The sequence below is a fragment of the Streptomyces sp. NPDC002566 genome (assembly GCF_042889585.1).
GTDB lineage: Bacteria > Actinomycetota > Actinomycetes > Streptomycetales > Streptomycetaceae > Streptomyces.
In genome coordinates, this window is sequence record NZ_JBIARD010000005.1 from 531,357 (window position 1) to 557,916 (window position 26,560).

Below are 26,560 nucleotides of genomic sequence, written 5' to 3' on the forward strand. Positions count from 1 at the left end.
GCACCCCGTCCCGTGAAGTCACCGCCCGGAGGGCCCCGTGCGTCGCCGTCTGATCCAGTCCACCCTCGCCGTCGTGCTCGTCGTGATCGCCGTGTTCGGGGTCTCCCTCGTCATCGTCGAGACCCGCACGATCAGCAACAGCGCGCAGGAACGCGTGGACCTGGAGGCGGCGCGGCTCGCCAGCATCGTCGACAGCCGGCTCCTGGGCGCGGGGAGCGTCGACGCGGAGGTCCTGAGCGGCCAGCTCACCCAGGAGCGGTACGCGGTGATCCGCATCCCCGGCAAACCCGCCATCGAGGTCGGCTCCCGGCCCGACGGCGAGGTCATCCGCGGCGACGCGCGAGGCGAGGAGGGCGAGACCGTCGTCGTCGAGGAGCCGCGCTCCTCCGTGACGCGTGAGGTCGGCCGCACGTTCCTGATCATCGCGCTGGTGGCGCTGCTCGCCGTGATCGCCGCCGTGCTCCTCGCCATCCGCCAGGCCAACCGGCTCGCCTCCCCCCTCACCGACCTCGCCGAGACCGCGGAACGCCTCGGCTCCGGCGACCCCCGGCCCCGCCACAAGCGCTACGGCGTCCCCGAGCTGGACCGCGTCGCCGACGTGCTGGACGCCTCCGCCGAACGCATCGCCCGGATGCTCACCGCCGAACGCCGGCTCGCCGCCGACGCCTCCCACCAGCTGCGCACCCCGCTCACCGCCCTGTCCATGCGCCTGGAGGAGATCACCCTCACCGACGACCCGGACACGGTGAAGGACGAGGCGACGATCGCGCTCACCCAGGTCGAACGCCTCACGGACGTCGTCGAGCGCCTGCTGACCAACTCGCGCGACCCCCGCACCGGCTCCGCCGTCACCTTCGACCTCGACGAGGTGATCCAGCAGCAGCTCGCCGAGTGGCGCCCCGCCTACCGCAGCGCGGGCCGCGCCATCGTCAGCTCCGGCAAACGCCATCTGCGGGCGGTCGGCACACCGGGCGCGGTCGCCCAGGTACTCGCGGCCCTGATCGAGAACTCCCTGATGCACGGCGGCGGCACCGTCGCGCTGCGCACCCGCGTCACCGGCAACCAGGCCGTCATCGAGGTCACCGACGAGGGCGCGGGCGTCCCCGCCGACCTGGGCGCGCGGATCTTCGAGCGGGCCATCAGCGGCCGCAACTCCACGGGCATCGGCCTCGCCGTCGCCCGCGACCTGGCGGAGGCCGACGGGGGCCGGCTGGAGATGCTCCAGGCCCAGCCCCCGGTCTTCGGCCTGTTCCTGTCCCGCACGGCCCCGTCGAAGAGGCCCGCAACAGACGACGAACCCACGGTGCGCTGACCGGGGGCGGCTGGGGCTGCCGGGTCGGCAGGGGCGCGGGGAACTGCGCGACCGGCCACGCCGGCGCGGCGGCGAACCGACCCGGCGAACCGACCCGGCTGCCGCGAACGGCGACCGCTCAGCCGACCCGCTGCCTCGCCTTCGGCTCGCGCGAGTCCTCCGCGAGCAGCGACGGGGCCTCCTCGACGGCCCCCTGGTCGGGCAGCGCCCGGAACACCCACGTCCGGTACGACCAGAACCGGAACAGCGTGGCGATGCCGATCCCGACGAACTTGAACACGTTGTTCTGCAGCGGGCTGTTCCACCCGAATCCGTACGTCGCGACGTACAGCAGACCGTTCTGGATGACCATCCCCACCACGCTGAACAGCAGGAACAGGGTCATCTCCCGCGTGCGCCCGCTCTTGTCCAGATCACGGTCGCGGTAGGTGAAGTAGCGGAAGCCGACGTAGTTGAAGGCGATGGCCACCACGGTCGATATGACGCTGGCCCGCACCACCTGGAGATCGGTGACGTGCCGGACGAGGTTGAACACACCGAGATCGACGAGCAGCCCCGCCCCGCCCACCGCGCCGAACTTGGCGAACTCGCGGACGAGTCGTCGCAGCCGTCCTCCCCCCGAGGAACCATGTCCCATGGTCGTACAGGCCCCCGTCCGGGTGTCGGTGTCGTCAACCCCGCCATGCTAACCACCCCACCTCCAGGTTTCCTGTGGTGCCGCTCACCGGCCCCGCTCACCGCGGCAAGAAGCCGGAAAGGCACCGGGAAGCGACGGGTAAGAGGCCGGAAAGAGGCGGTCGGGCCGCGTTCGGGAGGCGCGGAATCCGGCCGTCGGACGTGGCCGATACCCTAGGGGCGTGACGTTCCCGGTAGTCGGCATGGTCGGCGGAGGCCAGCTCGCTCGTATGACACACGAGGCGGGCATTCCGTTGGGCATCAGGTTCAAGCTCCTCAGTGACACCCCCCAGGATTCCGCGGCCCAGGTGGTGAGCGATGTCGTCATCGGCGACTACCGCGACCTGGACACGCTGCGCGAGTTCGCGCGGGGCTGCGATGTGATCACCTTCGATCACGAACATGTCCCCACCGAGCATCTGCGGGCACTGGAGGCGGACGGCATCCCCGTGCGCCCCGGCCCCGACGCGCTCGTGCACGCCCAGGACAAGGGGGTGATGCGCGCGAGACTCAGCGCCATCGGCGTGCCCTGCCCCCGGCACCGCATCGTCGCCGACCCGGCGGACGTGGCGGCCTTCGCGGCCGAGGGGGACGGTTTCCCCGTCGTCCTCAAGACCGTCCGCGGCGGCTACGACGGCAAGGGCGTGTGGGTGGTCGACTCCGCAGAGGAGGCCGAGGACCCCTTCCGCGCCGGCGTCCCCGTCCTCGCCGAGGAGAAGGTCGACTACGTCCGCGAACTCGCCGCCAACGTCGTCCGCTCCCCGCACGGCCAGGCCGTCGCCTACCCCGTCGTCGAGTCCCAGCAGGTGGGCGGCGTCTGCGACACCGTCATCGCCCCCGCCCCCGGCCTCGACGAGGACCTCGCCCTCAAGGCCGAGGAGATGGCCCTCACCATCGCCAAGGAACTCGGCGTCGTCGGCCACCTCGCCGTGGAGCTGTTCCAGACCCGCGACGGCCGCATCCTCGTCAACGAACTCGCCATGCGCCCCCACAACTCCGGCCACTGGTCCATGGACGGCGCGATCACCAGCCAGTTCGCCAACCACGTCCGCGCCGTCCTCGACCTCCCGCTCGGCGACCCGCGCCCGCGCGCCGAGTGGACCGTCATGGTCAACGTCCTCGGCGGCGACTTCCCCGACATGTACTCCGCGTACCTGCACTGCATGGCCCGCGACCCCCAGCTCAAGATCCACATGTACGGCAAGGACGTGAAGCCCGGACGCAAGGTCGGCCACGTCAACACTTACGGCGACGACCTCGACGACGTGCTGGAACGCGCTCGTCACGCTGCCGGATACCTGAGAGGCACGATCACCGAATGAGCCCGGTTGTAGGCATCGTCATGGGGTCCGACTCCGACTGGCCCGTCATGGAGGCCGCCGCGAAGGCCCTCGACGAGTTCGAGATCGCGTACGAGGTCGACGTCGTCTCCGCGCACCGCATGCCCCGCGAGATGATCACGTACGGCGAGCAGGCCGCCGACCGCGGGCTCAAGGCGATCATCGCGGGCGCCGGCGGCGCCGCCCACCTCCCCGGCATGCTCGCCTCCGTCACCCCGCTGCCCGTCATCGGCGTGCCCGTGCCGCTGAAGTACCTCGACGGCATGGACTCCCTGCTGTCCATCGTGCAGATGCCGGCCGGCGTCCCCGTCGCCACCGTCTCGGTCGCCGGCGCCCGCAACGCCGGCCTGCTCGCCGCGCGCATCCTCGCCACGCACGACGAGGACCTCCTCGCCCGTATGCGCGACTTCCAGCAGGACCTGAACGACCAGGCCACCGAGAAGGGCAAGCGCCTGCGCAACAAGGTCGAGGGCTCCGGCAGCGGCTTCGGCTTCGGGAAGTGACGCCCGTGAGCACCGCGGACACCGCCCGGGAACTGCTGCGCGAGTTCCCGGTCGTCGACGGGCACAACGACCTGCCGTGGGCCCTGCGCGAGCAGGTGGCCTACGACCTCGACGCCCGGGACATCGCCGGCGACCAGCGCGCCCACCTGCACACCGACCTGCCCCGGCTGCGCGAGGGCGGCGTCGGCGCGCAGTACTGGTCGGTGTACGTGCGCTCCGACCTGCCCGACGCGGTCCCGGCCACGCTGGAGCAGATCGACTGCGTACAGCGGCTCGTCGAGCGCCACCCCGAGCACCTCCGGGCCGCGCTGACCGCCGCCGACATGGAGGCGGCCCGCGCCGACGGCCGGATCGCCTCCCTCATGGGCGCGGAGGGCGGTCACTCCATCGCCAACTCCCTGGGCACCCTGCGCGGCCTGTACGCCCTCGGCGTGCGCTACATGACCCTCACCCACAACGACAACGTGGACTGGGCCGACTCCGCGACCGACGTGCCCAAGGCCGGCGGCCTGACCGCGTTCGGCCGCGAGGTCGTACGGGAGATGAACCGGCTCGGCATGCTCGTCGACCTCTCCCACGTGGCGGCGACGACCATGCGCGACGCGCTGGACGCCTCGTCCGCGCCGGTGATCTTCTCCCACTCCTCCTCGCGCGCGGTCTGCGACCACCCCCGCAACATCCCCGACGACGTCCTCGAACGCCTCCCCGCCAACGGCGGCATGGCGATGGTGACGTTCGTGCCGAAGTTCGTCCTGCAGGCCGCCGTCGACTGGACGGCCGCCGCCGACGACAACATGCGCGCCCACGGCTTCCACCACCTCGACACCACCGCCGAGGCGATGAAGGTGCACCGCGCCTTCGAGGAGCGCACCCCGCGCCCCGTCGCCACGGTCTCCACGGTCGCCGACCACCTGGACCACATGCGCGAGGTCGCCGGCATCGACCACCTCGGCATCGGCGGCGACTACGACGGCACGGCCTTCACCCCCGAGGGTCTCGGCGACGTCTCCGGCTACCCGAACCTGATCGCGGAACTGCTGGAGCGCGGCTGGTCCAAGCCCGACCTGGCCAAGCTGACCTGGCAGAACGCCGTCCGTGTCCTCGGCGCGGCGGAGGACGTGGCCCGCGATCTGCGCGCCACACGGGCGCCCTCCCACGCCACCATCGACCGACTGGACGGCTGAGACGGGCCGGGAAGCCCTTTCTTTTCCGGCCCCCCGCACCGGGCTTCACGCCGCACGCGCCGCCCGCATACGGCAGAATGCAGCCAGACGCCGGTTCGGCCGACTGAGCCTCGGCCGAACCGGCGTCGCCCGCGCAGTACGCCGGCCCGGGCGGTGTCGGTCGTCGGACGGCGTGCCGTCAGGCCGTCGGGCGGCCCATCGCCCGGTACGTCCAGCCGGCCTTGCGCCACAGCTCCGGGTCCAGCGCGTTGCGCCCGTCGAGGATCAGCCGGGCCGCCGCCGCCTCGCCCAGCGCCGCCGGGTCCAGCTCGCGGAACTCCCGCCACTCGGTGAGATGCAGCACGATGTCGGCCCCCCGCACCGCCTCCAGCGCCGTCTCGGCGTAGCCCAGCGTCGGGAAGACCCGGCGGGCGTTCTCCATGCCCTTCGGGTCGTACACCGTCACCTGGCCGCCCTGGAGGTGGATCTGCCCGGCGACGTTCAGCGCCGGCGAGTCCCGCACGTCGTCCGAGTCGGGCTTGAACGTCGCGCCCAGCACGGCGACCCGGCGGCCGAGGAAGGGCCCCCCGCCGAGCGCCTCCCGCGCCAGCTCGACCATCTGACCGCGCTGGCGCATGTTGATCGAGTCGATCTCGCGCAGGAAGGTCAGCGCCTGGTCGGCCCCCAGCTCACCGGCGCGGGCCATGAACGCGCGGATGTCCTTGGGCAGACAGCCCCCGCCGAAGCCGATGCCGGCCCGCAGGAACTTCTTCCCGATCCGGTCGTCGTGACCGATCGCCTCCGCCAGCTTGGCCACGTCGCCGCCCGCCGCCTCGCACACCTCCGCCATCGCGTTGATGAAGGAGATCTTGGTGGCGAGGAAGGAGTTCGCCGACGTCTTCACCAGCTCGGCGGTCGGGAAGTCGGTCACCAGGAACGGCGTGCCCTCCGCGACCGGCCCCGCGTACACCTCGCGCAGCAGCTTCTCGGCCCGCTCGCTGCGCACCCCGACGACGATCCGGTCCGGGTGCAGCGTGTCCTGGACGGCGAAGCCCTCCCGCAGGAACTCCGGGTTCCACGCCAGTTCGGCGTCCTCGCCGGCGGGCGCCAGCCGGGCGACGGTAGCGGCCAGCCGGTCGGCGGAGCCCACCGGCACGGTCGACTTGCCGACGACCAGGGCGGGCCCGTGCAGGTGCGGCGCGAGGGAGGCGATCGCCGACTCCACGTAGGACATGTCACAGGCGTACTCGCCGTGCTTCTGCGGGGTGTTCACGCAGACGAAGTGCACATCGCCGAAGGCGCCGGCCTCGGCGTAGTCCTGGGTGAAGCGCAGCCGCCCGGTGGACCCCTCGAACCCGGCGACGTGCCGGCGCAGCAGCTCCTGGAGCCCCGGCTCGTACATCGGGGTCTCGCCCCGCTCCAGCATCTCGATCTTCTCGCGCACGATGTCGAGGGCGAGCACCTCGAAGCCCAGTTCCGCCATGGCCGCGGCGTGCGTGGCGCCGAGATAACCGGTGCCGATCACGGTGATCTTGAGGGCCATGTACGTGCTCCTGAAGCGAGGGGGGACCGGACGCGCAACGAGCATAGTCGGGGCGTACCAGGCCCTCGGACCGGGCAGAACGCAGCCGGGGCCGCCTTGTCGCCAAGCTCACGTGTCCAGCAGCACGGGCGGGCCACTAAAATTCGGGTTACTTAACGGTAATTAGCGAGATCACCCCAGCTTCGTGGAGCGTGAGAGACCTTGGCCGGATCGGCTGACTTCGACCTGTACCGCCCGTCGGAGGAGCACGCCATGCTCCGCGACGTCGTCCGCTCACTGACCGAGGCGAAGATCGCCCCGTTCGCCGCCGCGGTGGACGAGGAGGCCCGCTTCCCGCAGGAGGCGCTCGACGCGCTGGTCGCGAACGACCTGCACGCGGTGCACGTGCCCGAGGAGTACGGGGGCGCGGGCGCCGACGCCCTCGCCACGGTCATCGTCATCGAGGAGGTGGCCCGCGCGTGCGTGTCCTCCTCCCTCATCCCGGCGGTGAACAAGCTGGGCTCCCTGCCGGTGATCCTCTCCGGCTCCGAGGACCTGAAGAAGAAGTACCTCTCGCCGCTGGCCAAGGGCGACGCGATGTTCTCGTACTGCCTCTCCGAGCCGGAAGCGGGCTCGGACGCGGCCGGCATGAAGACCAAGGCGGTCCGTGACGGCGACCACTGGATCCTCAACGGCGTGAAGCGCTGGATCACCAACGCGGGCGTCTCCGAGTACTACACGGTCATGGCGGTCACCGACCCGACCAAGCGCTCCAAGGGCATCTCCGCCTTCGTCGTCGAGAAGTCCGACCCGGGCGTCTCCTTCGGCGCCCCGGAGAAGAAGCTCGGCATCAAGGGCTCCCCGACCCGCGAGGTCTACTTCGACAACGTTCGCATCCCCGCCGACCGCATGATCGGCGAGGAGGGCACCGGCTTCGCCACCGCCATGGCGACCCTGGACCACACCCGCATCACCATCGCCGCCCAGGCCCTCGGCGTCGCCCAGGGCGCGTTCGACTACGCCAAGGGCTACGTCCAGGAGCGCAAGCAGTTCGGCAAGCCCATCGCCGACTTCCAGGGCATCCAGTTCATGCTGGCCGACATGGCCATGAAGATCGAGGCCGCCCGCCAGCTGACCTACGCGGCCGCCGCCAAGTCCGAGCGCGGCGACAGCGACCTCACCTTCCAGGGCGCGGCCGCGAAGTGCTTCGCCTCGGACGTCGCGATGGAGGTCACCACCGACGCCGTCCAGCTCCTCGGCGGCTACGGCTACACCCGCGACTACCCGGTCGAGCGCATGATGCGTGACGCGAAGATCACGCAGATTTATGAGGGCACGAACCAGGTCCAGCGGATCGTGATGGCGAGGAACCTGCCTCAGTAGGGTTCTTGCAGGTCGGAAGCCTGAGAACGGCCACTGACCTGCACGGACAACACAGCCCCCGGCGCGCTGCCCGGGGGCTGTCGTCGTGGTCAGCCCGCCGGCACGGCGGCGAGGTCACCCGCCGCCGAGCGGGCGCGCCTGAGGGCCCCGATGGCGGGGTGGGCTCACAAGGCGTACGACGGAAGGGCAGGTGCGGGGTCCGCGCGTGTGGCCCCGCCTGACCTCCAGGAGGAGCCATGACCCAGCCCGGAACCATGCCGGCCATGAGCAAGGAGATGCGGGACTGCCTCGATGCGTGCATGGCCTGCCACAACATGTGCGAGGAGACCATGAACTCCTGCATGCAGATGGGCGGACAGGCCCAGATGCAGGGGATGGTCATGCGGGCGCTCATCGACTGCTCGGAGACGACCCGTATGTGCGCCGACATGATGATGCGGCGCTCGCCCATGTCGGCCGAGATGTGCGCGCTGTGCGCCAGGGCGTGCGACCTGTGCGCCGAGGCGTGTATGTCCGTGCCCGGCGATCAGCAGATGATGCGCTGCGCCGAGGCCTGTCGCCGCTGCGCCGACATGTGCCGTGCGATGGCGGGCGCGACGATGTGAGCCGCCCCGTACGCGACCGAGGGCGCCCCGGGGAATCCGGGGCGCCCTCGGTCACGTGGAGGCTCAGTTGCCGGAGACGGTCACCTTCTCGTCGTTCTTCAGCTCCTTGACCAGCTGCTGCACCTTCGCCTTGTCCCAGACGAGGTTGCCGCCGGTGGAGCCGGAGATCGGCATGTTCATCGACTTGCCGTCGCCGCCGCTGACGCCCTTCATCGCCCAGAACATCGACCCCAGGTCGTACAGGCCCATGTCCTTGTCGACGATCAGGGAGTCCAGGCCCGCGCCCATGGTCGGGTAGAGCTTGAACGGGTTGAGGATCGTGCCCGGGGTGGCGACCTGGTTGGCGAGGGCGGAGAGGAACTTCTGCTGGTTCTTCGTGCGGTCCAGGTCGGAGCCGGCGAGCGCGTAGCGGGTGCGGACGAAGGCGAGGGCCTGCTGACCGTCCAGGGTCTGCTTGCCCTTCTTGAAGTCGGCGCCGGACTTGGTGTCCTTGATGTCCTGCGGGATGTCCATCTCGACGCCGCCGACCGCGTCCACGATGTTCGCGAAGCCGGCGAAGCCGATCTCGACGTAGTGGTCGATGCGCAGGCCGGTGTTGAACTCGACGGTGCGCACCAGCAGCTCGGGGCCGTCCTCCGCGTACGCCGCGTTCAGCTTCACGTGCCGGCCGGTGCCCTTGTAGGTCTTGCCGGAGTCGGAGCCGACGAAGGACGGTATCTCCACGTCGGAGTCGCGGGGCAGCGAGACCAGGGTGTCGCCGTTGGAGCCGGTGTGCAGGATCATCATCGAGTCGGTCCGCTTGCCCTCGGCGGAACCGGTGTGCAGCTTCTTCTTGTCCTCGGCGGTCATGCCCGCGCGGCTGTCGGAGCCGACGATCAGGTAATTGGTGCCCTCGCCCGCCTCGGGCCGGTCGATGACCTTCGACAGGTCGACCTCGCGGTGCAGCTTGGAGTCGGCCCAGAAGTACGTGCCGACGGTCGTCACCACCAGCACGGTGACGAGGCTGATCGCCGTCCACTTGATGCGGCGCCGCCAGTTCGGCGCGGGACGCGGGTCGCTGTATCTCCCGGGGGCGCCGCCGTCGGACCCGCCGCCTCCGTAGACCTGGCCCGTGTTGAAGCCGCTGTCGTAGCCGGTGTTCCTGGCGTTGGTGTAGTCGCCGTATCCCTGTCCGTCGACGTACGACGGCTGCTGCGGGACGCCGGGGCTGTTCGGCGGGGCGGCGGGGCCCCGGCGGACCTGCCGCATGACGCGCGCGCTCTCCGGCTGTGCGTTCGCGCTGCCGCTTCCGTACCGGTTGCCGCGGTCGGCGTCCGACCATCCCTCGGGCCACTCGTTCATGCGGACCAGTGTGCAGGGCACAGCGGTGTGCCGTACAAGGGGCGTCGGAGAATCAGGGCCCCGCTGTTGCCAAGCTGACACAAAATCCCGGCCCGTCCGCCTCGGCATAGGGTGGAGGACATGACAGACCAGGTCACCGCAGTGGACTCGGGCAGCTCGGACATCCCGGGTAAGCCCACGTCCGCGTCCCGCACCACGCTCAGCCACATCATGACCCACAACGACACCAACCTGCTGGGGACGGTGCACGGCGGGGTGATCATGAAGCTCGTCGACGACGCCGCGGGGGCCGTGGCCGGCCGGCACTCGGGCGGGCCCGCCGTCACCGCGTCCATGGACGAGATGGCGTTCCTGGAGCCGGTCCGCGTCGGCGACCTGGTCCATGTGAAGGCGCAGGTGAACTGGACCGGCCGGACCTCCATGGAGGTGGGCGTGCGGGTGATGGCCGAACGGTGGAACGAGTCCGCCCCGGCCACCCAGGTCGGCTCGGCCTACCTCGTCTTCGCCGCCGTGGACGCCGACGGCAAGCCGCGCAGGGTGCCGCCGGTCCTCCCGGAGACCGACCGCGACCGGCGGCGCTGCCAGGAAGCCCAGATCCGCCGCACCCACCGGCTGGCCCGCCGCCGCGCGATCCTGGACCTGCGCGCCCGCCGGGCCGCGGAGGGCTTCGAGGACTGACACACCGGTGCACGGCCGGTGAGCGGGCCCCCAGGGGCGGGCCCGCTCAGGAGCAGTCCACCTCGTCGCCCCGCACCACCCTCGACTCGCCGGGCCCGGGGGTCGTGCCGCGCACCTTGCGGACCTCGCGGAAGTCGGTGCCCACCGTCACCTTCAGCGTGGGGCCCAGTCCGGGGACGGGCCGCAGGGCGCTGCCCGGGAGGGCGGCGGACAGGGAGCGGGCGGAGCGGTCCCAGCGGGGGTCGTAGCTGATGACCGTCCGTGTGACGGCCCGGTCGGGGGCGGGGATCGGACGGCCGGTGGCGCGGAAGCCGGTGGCCGCGAGCTCCCGGTCGACCCGTTTGGCCAGGCCAGGAGTGGGCGTGCCGTTCTCCACCTGGACGCTGATCTGCTGCGGGGGCACCTCGACGGAGGCGACCGGGGCGGGGGCCGCCGGCGCGGCGGTGGCGAGCGGCTTGTCCTCCCGCAGCAGCCGGAAGATGCGCTCCGCCTTGGCGGTGTCCCACTTCAGGGTCGAGCCGATGCCCTTCACGACGTGTCCCATCTCACCGATCGGGACGGTCGTGAACTCCGAGGAGGCCGGGGAGAACGTGCGCATCGCCCGCCCGAGGCCGAGCAGCTCGTCCGCGCCGAAGTCGCGGTCGGCCCGCACCGAGCCGAGGGCGGCGCGGGCCACGTCCCGGAACTTCAGCGGGTTCAGCAGCAGGCCGGAGGAGGTGGCGCGGTCGACGAGGGCGGCCAGGAAGCGCTGCTGGCGTTTCATCCGCCCGAGGTCGGAGGCGGCGTCGAGGTGCCGGGAGCGCACGTACTGCAGGGCGGCGCCGCCCGTCAGGGTGTGGGTGCCGGGCGGGAGGTCCAGGCCGGTGTAGGTGTCCTTCAGGGGGCGGGTGGTGCACACCTTGACCCCGCCGAGGGCGTCGACCGTCCGCATGAAACTGGTGAAGTCGACCTCCAGGTAGTGGTCGATCTTCACCCGGGTCATGTGCTCGACCGTCCGTACGGTGAGCTGCGGGCCGCCCTCCGCGTACGCCGCGTTGATCTTGAGGGGGTGGCCGTGGTGCGGGCGGCCGCTGAGCTGGTCGACGTGGGCGGGCGTCTCGGCGTAGGAGTCGCGCGGCAGGCTGACCACGCTCGCCCGCTCCCGGTCCTCCGAGATGTGCAGGATCATGATCGTGTCGGTGCAGTGGCAGGGCGCTCCGCCCAGCCGGTAGCGCCGGCGCTGCGCCTCCGAGACGCGGTCGCGGCCGTCGGTGCCGACGAGCAGCACGTTCATGCCGTGACCGGCCTGCGGGCGGTTCTTCATGTCCTTGAAGGCGTCGACGCGGACGATGTTCGCGTCGAGGCTGCTGACCACCGAGTGGCCGATGCCGGCCGAGGCGAGGATCACGACTGAGAGGGTCGTCGCCGCCCGCATGGCCCAGCGCGGGCGTCTGCGCCGGACGGGCGAACGCGCCGCGCGCCGCGGGGGCTGCGGGCGGCGTGCGGGCCGGGAGGCGGGGGACCGGGGCGGGGTGGGGGGCATGCGGGACACCTCCGGGCTGCGGCCGTACGAGGGGGAACCGTGAGCACCGTAGGCCCATACGATCTGTAGCCCGGCGTACCGCCACCGGCGGGGCGCACCGGTGTCCCCCGTTCGCGGTAACGTGAGGGCCCTATGAACGCCAAGTCCGACGTGCAGCTCCCCGCCGTGTCCGTCATCATGCCCGTCCTCAACGAGGAGCGGCATCTGCGCGGAGCCGTCCAAGCGATCCTCGCGCAGGAGTACGCCGGCGAGATGGAGGTCGTGATCGCCCTCGGTCCGTCCACGGACCGCACGGACGAGATCGCCGCCGAGCTCGTGGCCGAGACCGCGTCCCTGAGCAACAAGCGGGTGCACACCGTGCCCAACCCGACGGGCCGTACGCCCGCCGCGCTCAACGCCGCGATCAAGGCCTCCCGGCATCCGGTCGTCGTCCGGGTCGACGGGCACGGGATGCTCTCCCCGGACTACATCGCCACCGCGGTGCGCCTGCTGGAGGAGACCGGCGCGCAGAACGTGGGCGGGATCATGCACGCCGAGGGCGAGAACGACTGGGAGCGGGCCGTCGCCGCCGCGATGACCTCGAAGATCGGCGTCGGGAACGCCGCGTTCCACACCGGGGGCCAGGCGGGTCCCGCCGAGACGGTGTACCTCGGGGTGTTCCGGCGTGAGGCGCTGGAGCGGCAGGGCGGCTACAACGAGGAGTTCATCCGCGCCCAGGACTGGGAGCTGAACTTCCGTATCCGGGAGGCCGGCGGGCTGATCTGGTTCTCGCCCGAGCTGAGGGTGTCCTACCGGCCGCGGCCCACCGTGCGGGCTCTGGCCAAGCAGTACAAGGACTACGGGCGCTGGCGGCACGTCGTCGCCCGCTACCACGCGGGCTCCATCAACCTGCGCTATCTCGCCCCGCCGACGGCGGTGTGCGCGATCGCGGCCGGTGTGCTCGTCGGCGCTCTGGTGACGCCGGCCGGTTTCCTGATCCCGGCCGGCTACCTCGCGGCGATCGTCGCGGGGTCGGCGCCGGCCGGGAAGGGCCTGCCGCTGAAGGCGCGGCTGCGGATCCCCGTGGCCCTCGCCACCATGCACATGTCGTGGGGGTACGGCTTCCTGACCAGCCCGAGGGCGCTGGCGAGGAAGGTCATCGCCTCCCGCCGCCCGGCGGTCCTCAGCACCACCTAGTGCCGTCACGGGCCCGGGCTACCAGCTGTAGGCCGGGTCCACGTGCATGCACTGGCTGGTGTCGGCGGCGTTCATCGCTTCCGCCGACGTCGGCGTGTTGTCGTCCTCCTTGGGCTTCTCCTCCGCCTTGGGCGGGGTGTAGGCGGAGCCCGAGCGCCAGTCCGCCCCGACGAAGAGGGTGACGCCGGTGACGTCGGTGGACCTCTTCACCTGGCTCGTGGGGATGCCGAGCGCCTTGGCGACCCGTTCGGCGTCGCCCTGGAGGTCGGCGCTCGGGTAGCGGATCACGGTCTGCTTCTCGGAGGTGGCCGTCGAGGTGTCCGCGACCGCGCCGGTGAACCCCTTGCCGGTCAGCAGCTGGGTGACCGTGGCCGCCCGTCCGCGGGCCGCTGCCCGGCCGTCGCCTCGGGTGCTGTTGTGGACCTGCACCGCGATGTCACCGTCCGGGGCGGCCGTGTCGGTGACCGTGGGCGAGGGGCTCGCGGTGGCGGCGGCGGGGGGCTTCCTGACGTCCTTGCCGTCGAGGGCGATGTCCTCGCGCACCAGCCGGAACAGCTTCGCCGCGTCCTCGGTGGGCACGACCCGGGCGCCCGAGTAGCGGTTGGGCATCGTCGTCATGGTGATGCGCTCGGTGGGGACCTTCTGCAGCTCGGTGGCCAGGTCGTACATCCTCGTGATGGTGTCCAGGCCGTCGTCCACGGTGATCGCCTCGGTGGCGGCCTCGGCGAGCTTGCGCAGCGCGTTCGGGTTGGTCAGCTTCGCCTCGGAGCGCAGCTGACGGACCATCGAGTTCATGTACATGTGCTGCGCCTTGGCGCGGGCGAGGTCGGTGTCGTCCTCGAAGCCGTAGCGGGTGCGCAGCCACTGCAGGGCCTGGCGGCCCTTGACGGAGTGCGTGCCCTCCGGTAGCCGCAGGCCGGAGCCCTTGCCGTCGCGGGTGTGCGAGTAGACGCTGGCGTCGACGCACACCGGGACGCCGCCGATGGCGTCGGCCATCGACACCACCCCGGAGAAGTCGATCATCATGAAGTGGTCGATGTGGATGTCGGTGAGCTTCTCCCAGGTGGCCACGGTGCAGCCCGGTCCGCCGCGCCCCAGCGAGACGTTGGTCATCTCGTTGTTCAGCGCCGCGTACTCGCGCCCGTCGTCGGGGTCCGTGCACTTGGGGATGTCGAGCAGTGTGTCGCGCGGCATGCTGATCACCGACATGTTGCTGCGGTCCGCGGAGACGTGCAGCAGCATCTGCACGTCGGCCAGCGGGGGGCCGTCGAAGGTGTCCTTGGCGCCGCCGAGCTTCTGGTTCTCGGCGGTGTTGCGGGCGTCGGAGCCGATGAGCAGGATGTTCAGCGGTTTCTGCCCGGCGGCGTTGGCCGTCGGCTCGGCCGCGCGGTCCTTGGCGTCGCCCAGGTTGAGGTCGTCGCTCTTGATGTTGGCGTTGAGATGCTCGTAGTAGAGGTATCCGGCCCCCGCGCCGCCGAGTATGACGACCGCGAGGAGCGTCGCCGACCAGCGCAGCACGCGCCGTCTGCGCCGTCTGCGGTCGGGGCCGCTGCCGGCTCTGGGTCCGCCGCCGTCACCGCCGTCGCCGTCGTCCCCCCGGCCGCCGTCGCCGTCGTCGTCCCCGCCCGCTTCGGAGGGAGCGTCCCCGGCCGCGTCGCGGTCGCCGGCCGCCGTCTCGCGGCCGCCCGTCGCCTGCCCCCGGCCGTCCCCCGCCGCGACGTGGTCCGTCACCCCCGCCTCGGCCGTCGCCTGCTCGGCCTCGGCCGTGTCCGGCCGCACACTGCTCCGCGCCACTTCCCCTGCCCTCCCCGCCCTGCGCCTGACACGGGCCCCTCCCGCGTCAAGTCAGACGCACGACGGGGCCGCAGGGTTACCTACTTGGCGCACTTGACCTTGTCCGCGGTGGACTTCTGGACCGAGTCCGGCACCCTGGTCGGAGTCGTGAGCGAGACGCCCGCCCCCTTGAAGTCCTTGCCGAGCGTCAGCGTCATCGTCGGCAGACCCTGGGCGTTCCGTACGCTCCGGCCCGGCTTGAGCGCGGCTCCCGACAGCCCCATCACGGCGGCGAGCTTGCGCGCCTGGGGGGCCTGGTCGGGCGCGTACTCGAGCGTCGTCGTGCCGAGCGGTGCCGGGGCGTTGCCCGCGTTCTCCGACTTCGTGATGCCCTTGGTGTTCTGCAGCCAGGTGAGCGTCTCCTGCGCGCTGCCGGCGGGGGCCCCGCCGTTCATGACCTGCACCCGCACCTCGGAGGCCGCGGACTGGGTGCCCTTGAGCCGGGCCGCCGCGGCCGCCGCCGCCGCGTCCTTGGAGGCCTGCGCCTGCTGCTTCACCTCGGTGAACGACACGTCGTCGCGGATCATCTGGAAGACGGTGGGGGCGGTCGACTCATTGAGCACGACGGTCGCCTTCACCTTCTCCGCCGGGTTGTCGACCACCGGGACCGTGGCGAAGGTCAGGTTCTCGGTGTTGAGCTTGCCCAGCTCCAGACCCAGGTCCTTCAGCTTGTCGATGCTCTTGAGCTGCCTGTCGACGGTGAGCGCCTTGGTGCCCGCCTCCGCCAGCCCGATCATCTTGCCGGGGCTGGTGAGGGTGTCGTTCGACTTCAGCTTGCGCATCAGCGAGCTGAGGAACTGCTGCTGGATGTCGATCCGGCTCAGGTCGCCGCCGAAGCCCACCGAGTGCCGGGTGCGCACGTACGCCAGCGCCTGCTCGCCCTCGATGACGTGGGTGCCCTTTGGCAGCTTCAGATGCGAGTCCGGGTCGTCGATGTCCTTGGCCAGGCACACCTCGACCCCGCCGACGGCCGTGGTCAGCGTCTTGACCGCGTTGAAGTCGGCCACCATGAAGTTGTCCGGGGTGACCCCGGTCAGCTCGGTCACGGTGCGCATGGTGCAGCTGGGCGTACGGCCGTCCTGGCCGAGGCTGGTGTTGAAGCGGGCGTTCCGCGTGCCCGGGATGACCTTGGTGGAGCCGTCCTCCTGCTCCGTCTGGCAGTCCGGGATGTCCACCACCAGGTCGCGCGGGATGCTCAGCGCCGTCGCGTTCGTGCGGTCCTTGGAGACGTGCAGCAGGATCGTGGTGTCGGCGTGGCCGACGCTGCCCGAGTCGCCGTAGCCCTCGTTGCCCGAGCCGGTGCGCTTGTCGGTGCCGATCAGCAGGAGGTTGATCGCCTTGTCCTTGCTGAAGCCGCCGGTGCTCGCGCCGTCGTCGGAGAGGGACGAGATGTTGCCGTTGAGGTGCTCCAGATACAGGTAGGCCGCGCCCGCGGTGCCCACCAGGACGAACGCCATCGTCCCGCCGGTCCACAGCAGGACCTTCTTCGCCTTCGACTTCCGCACCGGCCGGCGCCCGCGCCGGTTCGGCGGCTCCTCCGGCACACCGCGGCGCCGGCGCGGCCCGGGAAGCTGCTCCGCGAGCTGCTCAGAGCTCGGCGGGGCCTGCCGCTCCGGCGCCTGCGTACGGGCGCGGACCGCGCCCGCGGCTCCCGCCGCGCGGGAGGCGGATCCACGAGGTCCGGGCACCGCCGACTGCGGTGCGGAATGACCCAGTCGCAGTTCGTATTCTCCGGTGTCCGGATTGAGCACCCACTGGTCTGCGGGATCGATGTTGTCCGCCCGCCCACGGCCTTGCGCGTCCACGGTTGTCCGAATCCTCCGTCGGGGCCACGCGGCGCCTTCCCCCCTCAGAGGCGCTCGGGTCTCGGTCACACAGTGCACGACCCCAGGACGGTCCTCTGGCCCGGTGCACCGGATCGCTCACACTATCCGCCCAGTTCAGCGTCGGGCGACGACGGTGACAAATTCCACGTCCACACAACCGGGCAATTCGTTCTATTTCCTTGAACTGTTGTTCGCGGAACCCCTTCACTTGGCAAGCGCTTTACCGCGCGGCCGCCGAGGGGCGTTCACGCACAGAGATCCTGGGCGGCGGTGTTGCCGCTGAACGTGGGCGCGGGCGGCGACGGCGGCCGGTACGCACCGTGTCCGGGCGACTGCGCAGGGGTGTGATTCCGGCCGCTTCCCCGCGGCCCCTGGGTCACCTCATGGCCGACTTTGCGTGCGACGGACACAGGAGCGTCTCTGCGCAGCCGCTCGAACAACTCTTCCGCCTCGGGCTCCACGAGTTGGTCGCGATTGGCGTTGCCCACGTACGACTCCCGGGGAACGGTCAGGAACTGCACCCGTTCCGTGGGGATCTCCCGCAGACCGCGCACGAGTTCGTAGAGTCCGCGCAGACTCGCCAGCTCGGGGTCGGTCGTCAGGGCGGACGTGGCCGCGTCGAGCACCGGATACAGCTTCGCCGGGTTCAGCAGCACGTCGTTGCCGCGCACCTTGTTGACGAGCGCCCCGAGGAACAGCTGCTGCCGCTTTATCCGGTCGGTGTCGCTGCCGTTGCCGAGGGACTTGCGGGCGCGCACGAACCCGAGGGCCTGCTCCCCGTCGAGCGTCACCCGCCCCGCCGGCAGCCACAGCTTGGCCGCCTTGTCGTGGATCGGCTCCTTCAGGCACACCTGCACCCCGTCCAGCGCCTCCACCATCTCCTTGAACCCGCTGAAGTCGACGACGACGTGGTGGTCGACGCGGATGCCCGTCAGCTTCTCCACCGTCCGGATGGTGCAGGCGGAGCCGCCCGTCTGGAACGCGTAGTTGAACATCGCGAACACCGGCCGGGTCCGGGATCCGTCCGGTCGCAGGCAGCCGGGCACGTCCACCATCAGGTCCCGGGGGATCGACACCGCCGTCGCGCTGCGCCGCCCGGCGGCCAGGTGCAGCAGGATCGTCGTGTCCGAGCGCTCCGTGCCCGAGTCCCGTCCGTAGGCGCCGTTGCCGTCGCCCGAGCGCGAGTCCGACCCGATCAGCAGGATGTTCCGGGCGTCCTTCACCAGTGCGGTCGGCCGCTCGCTCTCGTACCGGGCGAGCTCCGCCGCGGCCGCCTCGTCGGGCGTGATGTTCCCGTCGAGCAGCGCGTACACCACCCAGCCCGTCACTCCCGCCCCCACGACCGCCACCCCCACGGCCCCCGCCCCGACCCGCCCCCACCACCGCCGGCGCCGCCGTCGAAGCCCCACCCCGGACGCGGAGGCCCCAGCCGTCTCACCCACCACGACCCACCCCTCCTCCCGGCCGACGCCTGAACACCCCGACCCCTCGACGATGGCCCCCGCCGCCGGGGGGTGGGGGGCGGGACTGGGCCGAACGGGTGATGGTGGGGCGGTCACCTGGAGTGGGCACAGGCAGGGGGCAAGCGGGATTCCAGGGGCCCCTCACCAGGGGCCCCTCACCAGGGACACACGGGGCCCCGTCGCAATCCCGCGGCTCAGGACCCCGCGCGCACCACCGTCACCCGCTCGCTCTCGATCCGCGCGGCCACGGCTTCCTCCCCCGCCCGCGACAGGTTCGGGCACAGCACCACCGACCCCCCGCTGGCCAGCGGCGCGTACAGCCCCGCGCTCAGCCCCTCCCAGGTGTCGTACGGCAGCCCCGACAGCAACCGGGACCCCGGACCCGTCAGACCGAGCCCGCCCGCGTCCCCCCGCGCGTGTTCCACCAGCTCCGCGCCCGTGTACTCGGCTCCGGCGACGATCAGCGCCGGCTCCTCCGGGTCGACCGGCGCGTACGGCGTGAACCGGTCACCGTGACCGGGCACGTCCACGGCGTAGTCGGCGTACCCCTGCGGAGGCCCCGGCACGAACCGCCGCCCCAGCGGCGCCAGCGACAGCGCGTACCGCTCACCCCGGCACGCGAGCCCCTCCTCGAAGCGGCCGGGCCCGGCCACCACGACGTCCGCCCGCGCCGCGTCCCCCGCCACGTCCGCGATCACGCCGACCGACGAACACGCCAGCAGCCACACCGCCGTCTGCCAGTGCGCGGGCAGCAGCAGCGCGACCCGGTCGCCGGGTTCGGCGGACAGGCCGTCCTGGAGGAGGTTCGAGGTCTTGGCCACCCAATTGGCGAAGGTGGCCACGGACAATTCGACCCGTTCGCCGGTGGCATCGTCGTAGAAGGTCACCAGCGGGCGCGCGGGATCCGCGGCGAGCGCGGAACGCAGCAGGTCGGCAGGGGTGCGATCGGTGGCGTTCACCTGCGCAAGCGTACGCGCCGCACACTCCGAACACCCGCCCGGACACCACCGGTTCGGCCGAACGCCGCCGACACTCCGTCAACCCGCCCGAGGTGGCGGACCGGTACCGCTGTGCACAGCATCAGTGCCATGCGTGGATTGCTTGCTACCTCGATCGGTGTCACCTGTGCGGCGTCCCTCGCCCTCCCGTTGACGCCGTCCGCCACCGCGGTGACGGCGCGACCGGCGCCGACCGCGGAGACGGCGACCGCCGCGGCCCTGGCCACGAGCCCCGCCGCCCCGCTCCCGGGCAGCACCCAGTCGCTGCCCCTGACCCCCCTCACCCGCGACCGCACCCGCGCCGGCACCGGCGCCGAACAGGGCGTCACCCGCCGGGACGTACGCCCCTTCTCCCTCCTCGGCATCGTCTGGGACGACCCGGACGCCGAACTCGACGGCCGCGTCCAGGTCCGCACCAGGAACGCCAAGACCCGGGCCTGGTCCGGCTGGCAGGACGTGGAGACCCACAACGCCGACCACGGCGCCGACCCCGACGCCGCCGAACGCTCCTCGGGCCGTGTCCGCGGCGCCACCGCCCCCCTGTGGGTGGGCGACTCCGACGGCGTCGAACTCCGTGTCAGGCCCGCCACGGGCCACCGTACGGAGGACACCGCGCGCGGCGTCCGCACCGCGGCGTCGACCGCCCCGCTCCCCGCGGGCCTGAGCCTCGAACTCGTCGACCCGGGCACCGCCGCACCGGCCCCCGCCCCCGCCACCCGGATGCTGACGACCCGGGCCGCCGCCTCTGGGGCGTCCGCGGCCACCGAGATCCCCGCCCTGAACCGCGAGGCCACCGAACGCGAGCTCCTCGCCCAGCCCGGCGCCCCGCTGTCGCCGGGTCAGCGGGCGGCGAAGCCGTACATCGGCCCGCGCCCGAACATCGTCACCCGCCGCGGCTGGGGCGCCGACGAGTCGCTGCGGGAGAGCGGCTTCCGCTACACGACGACGGTCAAGGCGGCCTTCGTGCACCACACCGCCTCCGGCAACAACTACACGTGCGCGCAGGCCCCGTCCGTCATCCGCGGCATCTACCGCTACCACGTCAAGAGCCTGGGCTGGCGGGACATCGGCTACAACTTCCTCGTCGACAAGTGCGGAACCCTGTACGAGGGCCGCGCCGGGGGAGTGACGAAGGCGGTCATGGGCGCCCACACCCTCGGCTTCAACAGCAACAGCATGGGCATCGCCGCCATCGGCACCTACACCAGCACCAAGCCGTCCGCCGCGACCGTGAAGGCCATCGCCAGTCTGACGGCGTGGAAGCTGGGTCTGTTCGGGGGCAATCCGAACGGAAAGACATACCTGAAGTCAGGCGGTGGCAATCTCTACGCAAAAGGTAAGAACGTACGACTGAACGTGATCTCCGGTCACCGGGACGGCTTCGCCACGGAATGCCCAGGACGGCAGCTCTACGGCAAGCTCGCCTCGGCCCGCACGACGGCGGCGCGCTACCAGGGGCGCTGAGGTCGGCCCGGGACGCCCGGGCCGGGGCCCTCCACCGGGTCCCGGCCCGGGCGGACCCATGCGGACCCGCATCCGTCGAAGTTGCCGCACGAGGTCTGCATACACTGGCCGGCCGAAAGAAAGTTCGGCCGGTCCCGGCAGGAAGCAGAGACGAAGGTGACAGAAGCGATCCTCCTGGTCGGCGGCAAGGGCACCCGGCTGCGCCCGCTCACGGTGCACACGCCCAAACCGATGGTCAGGGCAGCGGGGGTGCCGTTCCTGACGCACCAACTGGCGCGGGCGAGAGCGGCGGGCGTGGAGCACATCGTCCTCGCGACGAGCTACCTGGCGGAGGTCTTCGAGCCGTACTTCGGCGACGGCGCGTCGATGGGCCTGCACATCGAGTACGTCACCGAGGAGGAGCCCCTCGGCACGGGCGGCGCGATCCGCAACGTCGCCTCCCGGCTGCACTCGGGCCCCGACGACCCGGTGCTCGTCTTCAACGGCGACATCCTCACCGGCCTCGACATCCGCAGGCTCGTCTCCACCCACGAGACGACCGGCGCGGACGTCTCCCTGCACCTCACCAAGGTGAGCGACCCGCGCGCCTACGGACTGGTCCCCACCGACGACTCGGGCAGGGTGCTGGCCTTCCTGGAGAAGCCCCAGACGCCCGAGGAGATCGTCACCGACCAGATCAACGCGGGCGCGTACGTCTTCCGCCGCTCGGTCATCGACACCATCCCGCACGGCCGGCCGGTGTCGGTGGAGCGCGAGACGTTCCCCGACCTCCTCGAAGCCGGCGCCCACCTCCAGGGCATGGTCGACTCGACGTACTGGCTGGACCTCGGCACGCCCGCGGCCTTCGTCCGCGGCTCCGCCGACCTCGTCCTCGGCCGGGCCCCGTCCCCGGCACTGCCCGGCCGCTGCGGCGACCGCCTCATCCTGCCGACGGCCACGGTCGCCCCCGACGCCAAGCTGACCGGCGGCACGGTGGTCGGCGAGGGCGCCTTCGTCGCGGAGGGCGCGCGCGTCTTCGGCTCGACGATCCTGCCCGGCGCCGTCATCGAGCCCGGCGCGGTCATCACCGACTCCCTGATCGGCACCCGGGCCCGCGTCGGCGAACGCTCCGTCCTGACCGGCACGGTCATCGGCGACAACGCGGTCATCGGCGCGGACAACGAACTCCGCGACGGCGCGAGGATCTGGTGCAACGCCGAGATCCCGGCAGGGGCGGTCCGGTTCTCCTCGGATCAATGAACTCCGGGGGCGGCGGCCCCCCAGGCACGGGAAGGGCATGGGCGGCGGGGCGGAGAACACCCCCGCCGGACCCCCGCCTTCACCACAACCCGATGTCCGTCTTCCGCATCTTCGGCGCCCGCCGCGCCGGCACCCGGCCGCTCAGCAGAATCAGCCGCGCCGCCCGATGCCGCTGCCCCGCGTACGGCTCCAGCAGCTCCAGCATCACCGCGTCGTCCGCCTCCCGGTCCCCTGCCAGCGCGAACCCGACGATCCCCGGCAGATGCAGATCCCCCACGGTCACCTCGTCCGCCGCCCCGTGACTGCGCTGCACCGTCTCCGCAGACGTCCACGGCCCGATCCCCGGCACGACCTCCAGCCGCTCCCGCGCGGCCGAAGGCTCCATCCGCACCGTCTCCTCCAGCCGGGCGGCGACCCGCACCGCCCGCAGGATCGTCGACGCCCTCTTGTCGTCCACCCCGGCCCGGTGCCACTCCCACGACGGGATCAGCGCCCACGTCCGCGGCGACGGCATCACGAACATCGGCCCGCCCGCCGGCCCCGGCCCCGGCGCGGGCTCCCCGAACTTGCGCACCAGCCTCCGCCACGCCCGGTACGCCTCGTCGGCCGTGACCTTCTGCTCCAGGACCGACGGGATCAGCGACTCCAGCACCAGCCCGGTCCGCGTCAGCCGCAGCCCCGGCCGCCGATGCCGCGCCGTCGCCACCACCCGGTGCCGGGGCGTGAACGCGTCCGGGTCGTCCGACGCGCCGAGCAGGTCCGGCATCCGCTCCAGCAGCCACCGAGCCCCGGGCCCCCACGCCTGCCCGCGCACCGCGCCGCCGCCGGGAGCCGCGCAGACCCGTAGGGTCCCCGGTCCTGCGGGCGTCAGAGCGGTCCGCCACACCGACCCGTCCGGCAAGGCCCGGAACGTCGGATCGCCGGGCCCGCGGCGCAGCGGCCCCAGCACCAGCCCCAGGTCCAGCGCCCCCTCCGGCACCCACGTCCGCACCCGCGCCGCCCCGGCCCCGCCGTCAGCCTCGCCCCCGGCCTGCCGGGGCACCCCGCCGGGCACACCGACATGCCCGCCGCGCACGGTCGTACGCGTGGGCCGGGGATCGAATCGTCCAGACACGGAGAGGTTCCCGGGGAAAAACGGAAGAGGTTCTGGGGGAGGGGTCCTACGGAAGGGGCTCTACGAGAGTAAAGGCAGCGCCGACAACGCAGGCACCCCTGCGAAACTCACCGGACCTCGATGAAGGACCCCGCGTCCCGCTCCGCCCGTGCCCTCGGCTCCTCGGCCGGATGCCCGACCGCCACCGCGCCCATCGGGTCCCACTCCGGCGGCAGCTCCAGCGCCTCCCGCACGACGTCCCGGCAGAACATCGTCGACGACACCCACGCGGACCCCAGCCGCTCCCCGGCCAGCGCGACCAGGAAGTTCTGCACGCCCGCCCCGGTCGCCACGACGAACATCTCCCGCTCGGCCCCGTCCCGCCGCGGATCGCCGTACGTGTGCGACCCGTCCATGACCAGACACGGGACGACCAGGTAGGGCGCGTTGCGCAGCACGTCCCCGCGCCGCACCCGCTTGGCGATCGACTCCTCGGACTTGCCGTCCCGCCGCAGGTCCGCGATCCACGCGTCCCGCATCGCGTCCAGCAGCCGCAGGCGGGACGCCGGCGACTCCAGCAGCACGAACCGCCACGGCGTCGTGTGGTGCGGCGCGGGCGCCGTGACGGCCGCCGCCACGGCCCGCCGTACCGCCCCGGGGTCGACGGGCTCGTCGGTGAAGGCGCGCACGGTCCGCCGCTGGGTGACCGCCAGCCGCACCGCCTCTGAGGTGCCGAGCCGGAACATGTCGTCGCGTGCGCCGCGCACCATGGCCCGCGCGCCCTCCGCGTCATCGTCGGCGACCACATGACCCAGACCGCGCACGACCGCCACCGGCAGTCCGGCGGCCTTGCCCTTCACCAGGTCGCCCGCGGAGGCCAGTTCGTCGGCCGTCGCGACGACGGTCGCGCTCAGCGGGTTGCCGTGCGCGTCCGTGCCCCCGCGCAGGTCGTCGAGCACGCGCACACCGGCGGCGCCGATGGCGACGTCGGTGAGACCCGCGCGCCAGGGCCGCCCGAAGGTGTCGGTGACGACGACGCCGACGCTCACGCCGAGGGCGTCGCGCAGCCCGTCGCGGATCGCGCGCGCGGAGGCGTCCGGGTCCTCGGGCAGCAACAGCACCGTGCCGGCGGGGGTGTTGGAGGCGTCGACGCCGGCCGCGGCCATCACCAGGCCCTGCCGGTTCTCCACGATCCGCAGCGGACCGCGCCGGGCCACGACCCGGACGGTCTCGGCGTCGACGGCGGCCTCGCGGTCCTCGGCCCGGACGATCCGCCCCTCCGCCTTGGACACGATCTTCGACGTCACCAGGAGCACGTCCCCGTCGACGAGCGCGGGCTCGGCGGCGGCGATCAGCTTGGCGAGGTCGTCCCCGGGGCGCACCTCGGGCAGCCCGGGCACCGCCCAGACCCGGTAACCGCTCTCCGTGTCCGCTCTCGTGCTCTCGACGCTCAAGCTCCCCGCACCTCCTCCGCCAGGGCCAGCGCCTCGCGGGCCATCGCCGCGGTCGCCTCGACGTCGGTCATCATCAGCGGCACGGCCCGGCAGCGGATCCCGGCGGCCTCGACCCGGTCGACGACGCCCGCGTCGACGGTGTCCACGAGCCAGCCGTCGAGGAGGCCCGAGCCGTAGTGCTCGGCGACCGCCGCGGCCGTCGACTCCACGCGGACCGCCGCGAGCACCTTGTCGGCCATGCCGCGCACGGGCGCGTCCCCGACGATGGGGGAGAGGCCGACCACCGGGACCCCCGCCTCCGCGATCGCCTCGCGCACGCCGGGCACGGCGAGGATCGTGCCGACGGAGACGACCGGGTTCGACGGCGGGAAGAGGACGACGTCCGCCTCCGCGATCGCCTCCAGGACCCCAGGGGCGGGCTTCGCCTGCTCGGCGCCCACCGGCACGATCGCCTCGGCCGGCACGGACGCCCGCAGCCGCACCCAGTACTCCTGGAAGTGGACCGCCTTGCGCTCCCCGTCGACCTCGACGGCGACATGGGTCTCGACCCGGTCGTCGGTCATCGGGATCAGCCGCACGCCCGGCTTCCACCGGTCGCACAGCGCCTCGGTCACCGCGCTCAGCGGGTAGCCGGCGCCGAGCATCTGCGTCCGCACGATGTGCGTGGCGAAGTCCCGGTCGCCCAGCCCGAACCACTCGGGGCCCACGCCGTACGCCGCGAGCTCCTCCTTCAGATGGAAGGTCTCCTCGGCTCGCCCCCAGCCCTGCTCCTCGTTGATGCCGCCGCCGAGCGTGTACATCACCGTGTCGAGGTCCGGGCAGACCTTCAGCCCGAAGAGGTGGATGTCGTCCCCGGTGTTGCCGATGACCGTGATGTCCGCGTCCGGCACGGCCCGCTTCAGACCGCGCAGGAACCGGGCACCGCCGATGCCGCCTGCCAGAACCACAATGCGCATGGCGCAAGTCTCGCAGGCGGGTACGACAACGCGGCGCGCGGCCGGTCCGGCGCGGCCGGCCGTCCTTCCTCAGGCGGTCAGGGCGCCGGCCTCGCTGCGGTCCTCGCCGCGCCCCTCGCAGTGGGGCGCCGTGTGCATGGGCATCTCGGTCAGGCCGGGGAAGTAGACGTGCAGGCTGACCGCCGGTTCCAGCGCGTCGTTGACGACCTCGTGCGCGTACCCCGGCGCGAAGACGCGCTGCGCTCCCGCGTCCAGCACGCGCGTGCCGCGCGCCGTGTGCTCGGTCAGCGCGCCGTCCAGGACGGTCAGCACACCCGAGGAGCGGCCGTGGTCGTGCGCCCCGCTGCCCTGTCCGGGCACCCAGGACAGCAGCCACACCTCGTAGCCGGGCCCGGTGCGCAGCCGGTGGTACCAGCGGGTCGTGGCGTCGTAGCGGACGAGGTGCTCCCACTGGGAGCGGTCGGCGGCGATGGAGCGGGCCAGGCCGACGAACTCCGCGACGGTGGAGGGGTGTTCGCGGGGAGCCTGGAGGAGGTGCGGGACTTCGAGGATGTCGCCGGCGATCTGGAGGTCGCTGTCGCTGTTCATGGGATCCGGGGGTTCCTCGGCGGAAGGAGTGGGGGCTGGGTGCACGTGCCGTGCGCCCGGGTCACGGGCGGCGGGGAAGCCCGGGTGCGGGCGTGGAACCGAGCGGTTCGGTCGCGGTGGACCGGGAGGGAGCCGGAGCGCGTGAGGCTCAACAGCCGCAGGAACGACAACAGCTACAGCGAGCGCGGGCAGCACCGTGGGACCCGGCGGTGCGGGTCTTGGTGAGTGCCGAGTTCGCGAGCATGCCCACTAGGACACCGGTTCACACTCCCGCTGTCAACTCGGCCACCCCCGCGCGGGGCCCTTTCACCTCATCAGGTTCAACCGCGAGGTGAAAGGTTTGTGCATGCCGTTGCCGGGACACATGGCGCACATGCCGGGCACGCAAGCCTCGCGGTGACCTCGTGATCCGAGTGTGATCAGGTT

Annotated in this window: 22 protein-coding genes; 10 read left to right on the forward strand and 12 right to left on the reverse strand. The window is 72.1% G+C overall.

Annotation, left to right across the window (positions count from 1 at the left end):
* Nucleotides 1-37: 37 nt before the first annotated feature.
* Complete coding sequence (locus tag ACFYXA_RS23950; RefSeq protein WP_352247733.1) at nucleotides 38-1,312, forward strand: ATP-binding protein; 1,275 nt, start codon at nucleotides 38-40, stop codon at nucleotides 1,310-1,312.
* Nucleotides 1,313-1,430: 118 nt separating this feature from the next.
* Here the strand turns inward: ACFYXA_RS23950 and ACFYXA_RS23955 are convergent, their stop codons facing one another.
* Nucleotides 1,431-1,949 (reverse strand): GtrA family protein, encoded by a 519-nt coding sequence (locus tag ACFYXA_RS23955; RefSeq protein WP_352247732.1) that lies wholly within the window; start codon nucleotides 1,947-1,949, stop codon nucleotides 1,431-1,433.
* A 220-nt stretch (nucleotides 1,950-2,169) separates the two neighbouring features.
* Here ACFYXA_RS23955 and ACFYXA_RS23960 point away from each other — a divergent pair, with 220 nt between their 5' ends.
* The 3 genes from ACFYXA_RS23960 to ACFYXA_RS23970 are packed head-to-tail and all read left to right on the forward strand — an operon-like array spanning nucleotide 2,170 to nucleotide 5,014.
* Entirely contained in the window at nucleotides 2,170-3,309 is a 1,140-nt protein-coding gene (locus ACFYXA_RS23960) for a 5-(carboxyamino)imidazole ribonucleotide synthase (protein ID WP_352247731.1), read from the forward strand.
* Nucleotides 3,306-3,830: a 5-(carboxyamino)imidazole ribonucleotide mutase gene (gene purE / locus ACFYXA_RS23965; protein ID WP_130442510.1), complete on the forward strand. Its 525-nt coding sequence runs from the start codon at nucleotides 3,306-3,308 to the stop codon at nucleotides 3,828-3,830. Before ACFYXA_RS23960 ends, purE begins: the two co-directional genes overlap by 4 nt.
* 5 nt (nucleotides 3,831-3,835) lie before the next feature.
* On the forward strand, nucleotides 3,836-5,014 hold the full coding sequence (locus tag ACFYXA_RS23970) for a dipeptidase (RefSeq protein WP_389036067.1): 1,179 nt from the start codon (nucleotides 3,836-3,838) through the stop codon (nucleotides 5,012-5,014).
* Between the two features lie 178 nt (nucleotides 5,015-5,192).
* Here the strand turns inward: ACFYXA_RS23970 and ACFYXA_RS23975 are convergent, their stop codons facing one another.
* Nucleotides 5,193-6,536 carry a UDP-glucose/GDP-mannose dehydrogenase family protein gene (locus ACFYXA_RS23975; RefSeq protein WP_130442514.1) on the reverse strand — a complete coding sequence of 448 codons (1,344 nt, stop codon included), beginning with the start codon at nucleotides 6,534-6,536 and terminating at the stop codon, nucleotides 5,193-5,195.
* Nucleotides 6,537-6,737: 201 nt separating this feature from the next.
* Here ACFYXA_RS23975 and ACFYXA_RS23980 point away from each other — a divergent pair, with 201 nt between their 5' ends.
* Both ACFYXA_RS23980 and ACFYXA_RS23985 read left to right on the forward strand, forming a co-directional pair.
* Nucleotides 6,738-7,898, forward strand: a complete 1,161-nt coding sequence (locus ACFYXA_RS23980; RefSeq protein ID WP_352247729.1) for an acyl-CoA dehydrogenase — start codon at nucleotides 6,738-6,740, stop codon at nucleotides 7,896-7,898.
* Between the two features lie 236 nt (nucleotides 7,899-8,134).
* The gene (locus ACFYXA_RS23985) at nucleotides 8,135-8,503 is read left to right on the forward strand and encodes a four-helix bundle copper-binding protein (RefSeq protein ID WP_352247728.1); all 369 of its coding nucleotides are present in this window, start codon (nucleotides 8,135-8,137) and stop codon (nucleotides 8,501-8,503) included.
* 63 nt (nucleotides 8,504-8,566) lie between these two features.
* Here ACFYXA_RS23985 and ACFYXA_RS23990 read toward each other — a convergent pair whose 3' ends face one another.
* Complete coding sequence (locus tag ACFYXA_RS23990; protein ID WP_352247727.1) at nucleotides 8,567-9,844, reverse strand: LCP family protein; 1,278 nt, start codon at nucleotides 9,842-9,844, stop codon at nucleotides 8,567-8,569.
* Between the two features lie 120 nt (nucleotides 9,845-9,964).
* Between ACFYXA_RS23990 and ACFYXA_RS23995 the strand changes: the two genes are divergently transcribed.
* Nucleotides 9,965-10,522, forward strand: a complete 558-nt coding sequence (locus ACFYXA_RS23995; RefSeq protein WP_351098378.1) for an acyl-CoA thioesterase — start codon at nucleotides 9,965-9,967, stop codon at nucleotides 10,520-10,522.
* Between the two features lie 46 nt (nucleotides 10,523-10,568).
* Here ACFYXA_RS23995 and ACFYXA_RS24000 read toward each other — a convergent pair whose 3' ends face one another.
* The gene (locus ACFYXA_RS24000; RefSeq protein WP_352247726.1) at nucleotides 10,569-12,044 is read right to left on the reverse strand and encodes an LCP family protein; all 1,476 of its coding nucleotides are present in this window, start codon (nucleotides 12,042-12,044) and stop codon (nucleotides 10,569-10,571) included.
* A gap of 132 nt (nucleotides 12,045-12,176) precedes the next feature.
* Between ACFYXA_RS24000 and ACFYXA_RS24005 the strand changes: the two genes are divergently transcribed.
* On the forward strand, nucleotides 12,177-13,220 hold the full coding sequence (locus ACFYXA_RS24005; protein ID WP_352247725.1) for a glycosyltransferase family 2 protein: 1,044 nt from the start codon (nucleotides 12,177-12,179) through the stop codon (nucleotides 13,218-13,220).
* 18 nt (nucleotides 13,221-13,238) lie between these two features.
* On the opposite strand, the gene ACFYXA_RS24010 is transcribed toward ACFYXA_RS24005, so the two are convergent.
* The 4 genes from ACFYXA_RS24010 to ACFYXA_RS24025 form a co-directional block, all read right to left on the reverse strand.
* Nucleotides 13,239-15,014: an LCP family protein gene (locus ACFYXA_RS24010; RefSeq protein ID WP_389036082.1), complete on the reverse strand. Its 1,776-nt coding sequence runs from the start codon at nucleotides 15,012-15,014 to the stop codon at nucleotides 13,239-13,241.
* Nucleotides 15,015-15,094: 80 nt separating this feature from the next.
* A complete protein-coding gene (locus ACFYXA_RS24015) occupies nucleotides 15,095-16,858 on the reverse strand; it encodes an LCP family protein (RefSeq protein WP_389036085.1) in 1,764 nt (587 codons plus the stop codon).
* A gap of 266 nt (nucleotides 16,859-17,124) precedes the next feature.
* Complete coding sequence (locus ACFYXA_RS24020) at nucleotides 17,125-18,324, reverse strand: LCP family protein (RefSeq protein WP_389036088.1); 1,200 nt, start codon at nucleotides 18,322-18,324, stop codon at nucleotides 17,125-17,127.
* A gap of 212 nt (nucleotides 18,325-18,536) precedes the next feature.
* Nucleotides 18,537-19,301, reverse strand: a complete 765-nt coding sequence (locus ACFYXA_RS24025; RefSeq protein ID WP_389036091.1) for a TIGR03089 family protein — start codon at nucleotides 19,299-19,301, stop codon at nucleotides 18,537-18,539.
* Nucleotides 19,302-19,430: 129 nt separating this feature from the next.
* Here ACFYXA_RS24025 and ACFYXA_RS24030 point away from each other — a divergent pair, with 129 nt between their 5' ends.
* The gene (locus tag ACFYXA_RS24030; RefSeq protein ID WP_389036095.1) at nucleotides 19,431-20,804 is read left to right on the forward strand and encodes a peptidoglycan recognition protein; all 1,374 of its coding nucleotides are present in this window, start codon (nucleotides 19,431-19,433) and stop codon (nucleotides 20,802-20,804) included.
* A gap of 156 nt (nucleotides 20,805-20,960) precedes the next feature.
* Entirely contained in the window at nucleotides 20,961-22,043 is a 1,083-nt protein-coding gene (locus ACFYXA_RS24035) for a sugar phosphate nucleotidyltransferase (protein WP_389036098.1), read from the forward strand.
* Between the two features lie 79 nt (nucleotides 22,044-22,122).
* Here the strand turns inward: ACFYXA_RS24035 and ACFYXA_RS24040 are convergent, their stop codons facing one another.
* From ACFYXA_RS24040 to ACFYXA_RS24055, 4 genes are all read right to left on the reverse strand, one after another.
* On the reverse strand, nucleotides 22,123-23,157 hold the full coding sequence (locus tag ACFYXA_RS24040) for a DNA-3-methyladenine glycosylase family protein (RefSeq protein ID WP_389036101.1): 1,035 nt from the start codon (nucleotides 23,155-23,157) through the stop codon (nucleotides 22,123-22,125).
* A gap of 107 nt (nucleotides 23,158-23,264) precedes the next feature.
* Entirely contained in the window at nucleotides 23,265-24,590 is a 1,326-nt protein-coding gene (locus tag ACFYXA_RS24045) for a coenzyme F420-0:L-glutamate ligase (RefSeq protein WP_389036104.1), read from the reverse strand.
* Nucleotides 24,587-25,546 carry a 2-phospho-L-lactate transferase gene (cofD, locus tag ACFYXA_RS24050; protein WP_389036107.1) on the reverse strand — a complete coding sequence of 320 codons (960 nt, stop codon included), beginning with the start codon at nucleotides 25,544-25,546 and terminating at the stop codon, nucleotides 24,587-24,589. The genes ACFYXA_RS24045 and cofD overlap by 4 nt, the downstream gene beginning before the upstream one ends.
* Before the next feature lie 69 nt (nucleotides 25,547-25,615).
* On the reverse strand, nucleotides 25,616-26,134 hold the full coding sequence (locus tag ACFYXA_RS24055; RefSeq protein WP_130442545.1) for a cysteine dioxygenase family protein: 519 nt from the start codon (nucleotides 26,132-26,134) through the stop codon (nucleotides 25,616-25,618).
* Between the last annotated feature and the right edge of the window lie 426 nt (nucleotides 26,135-26,560).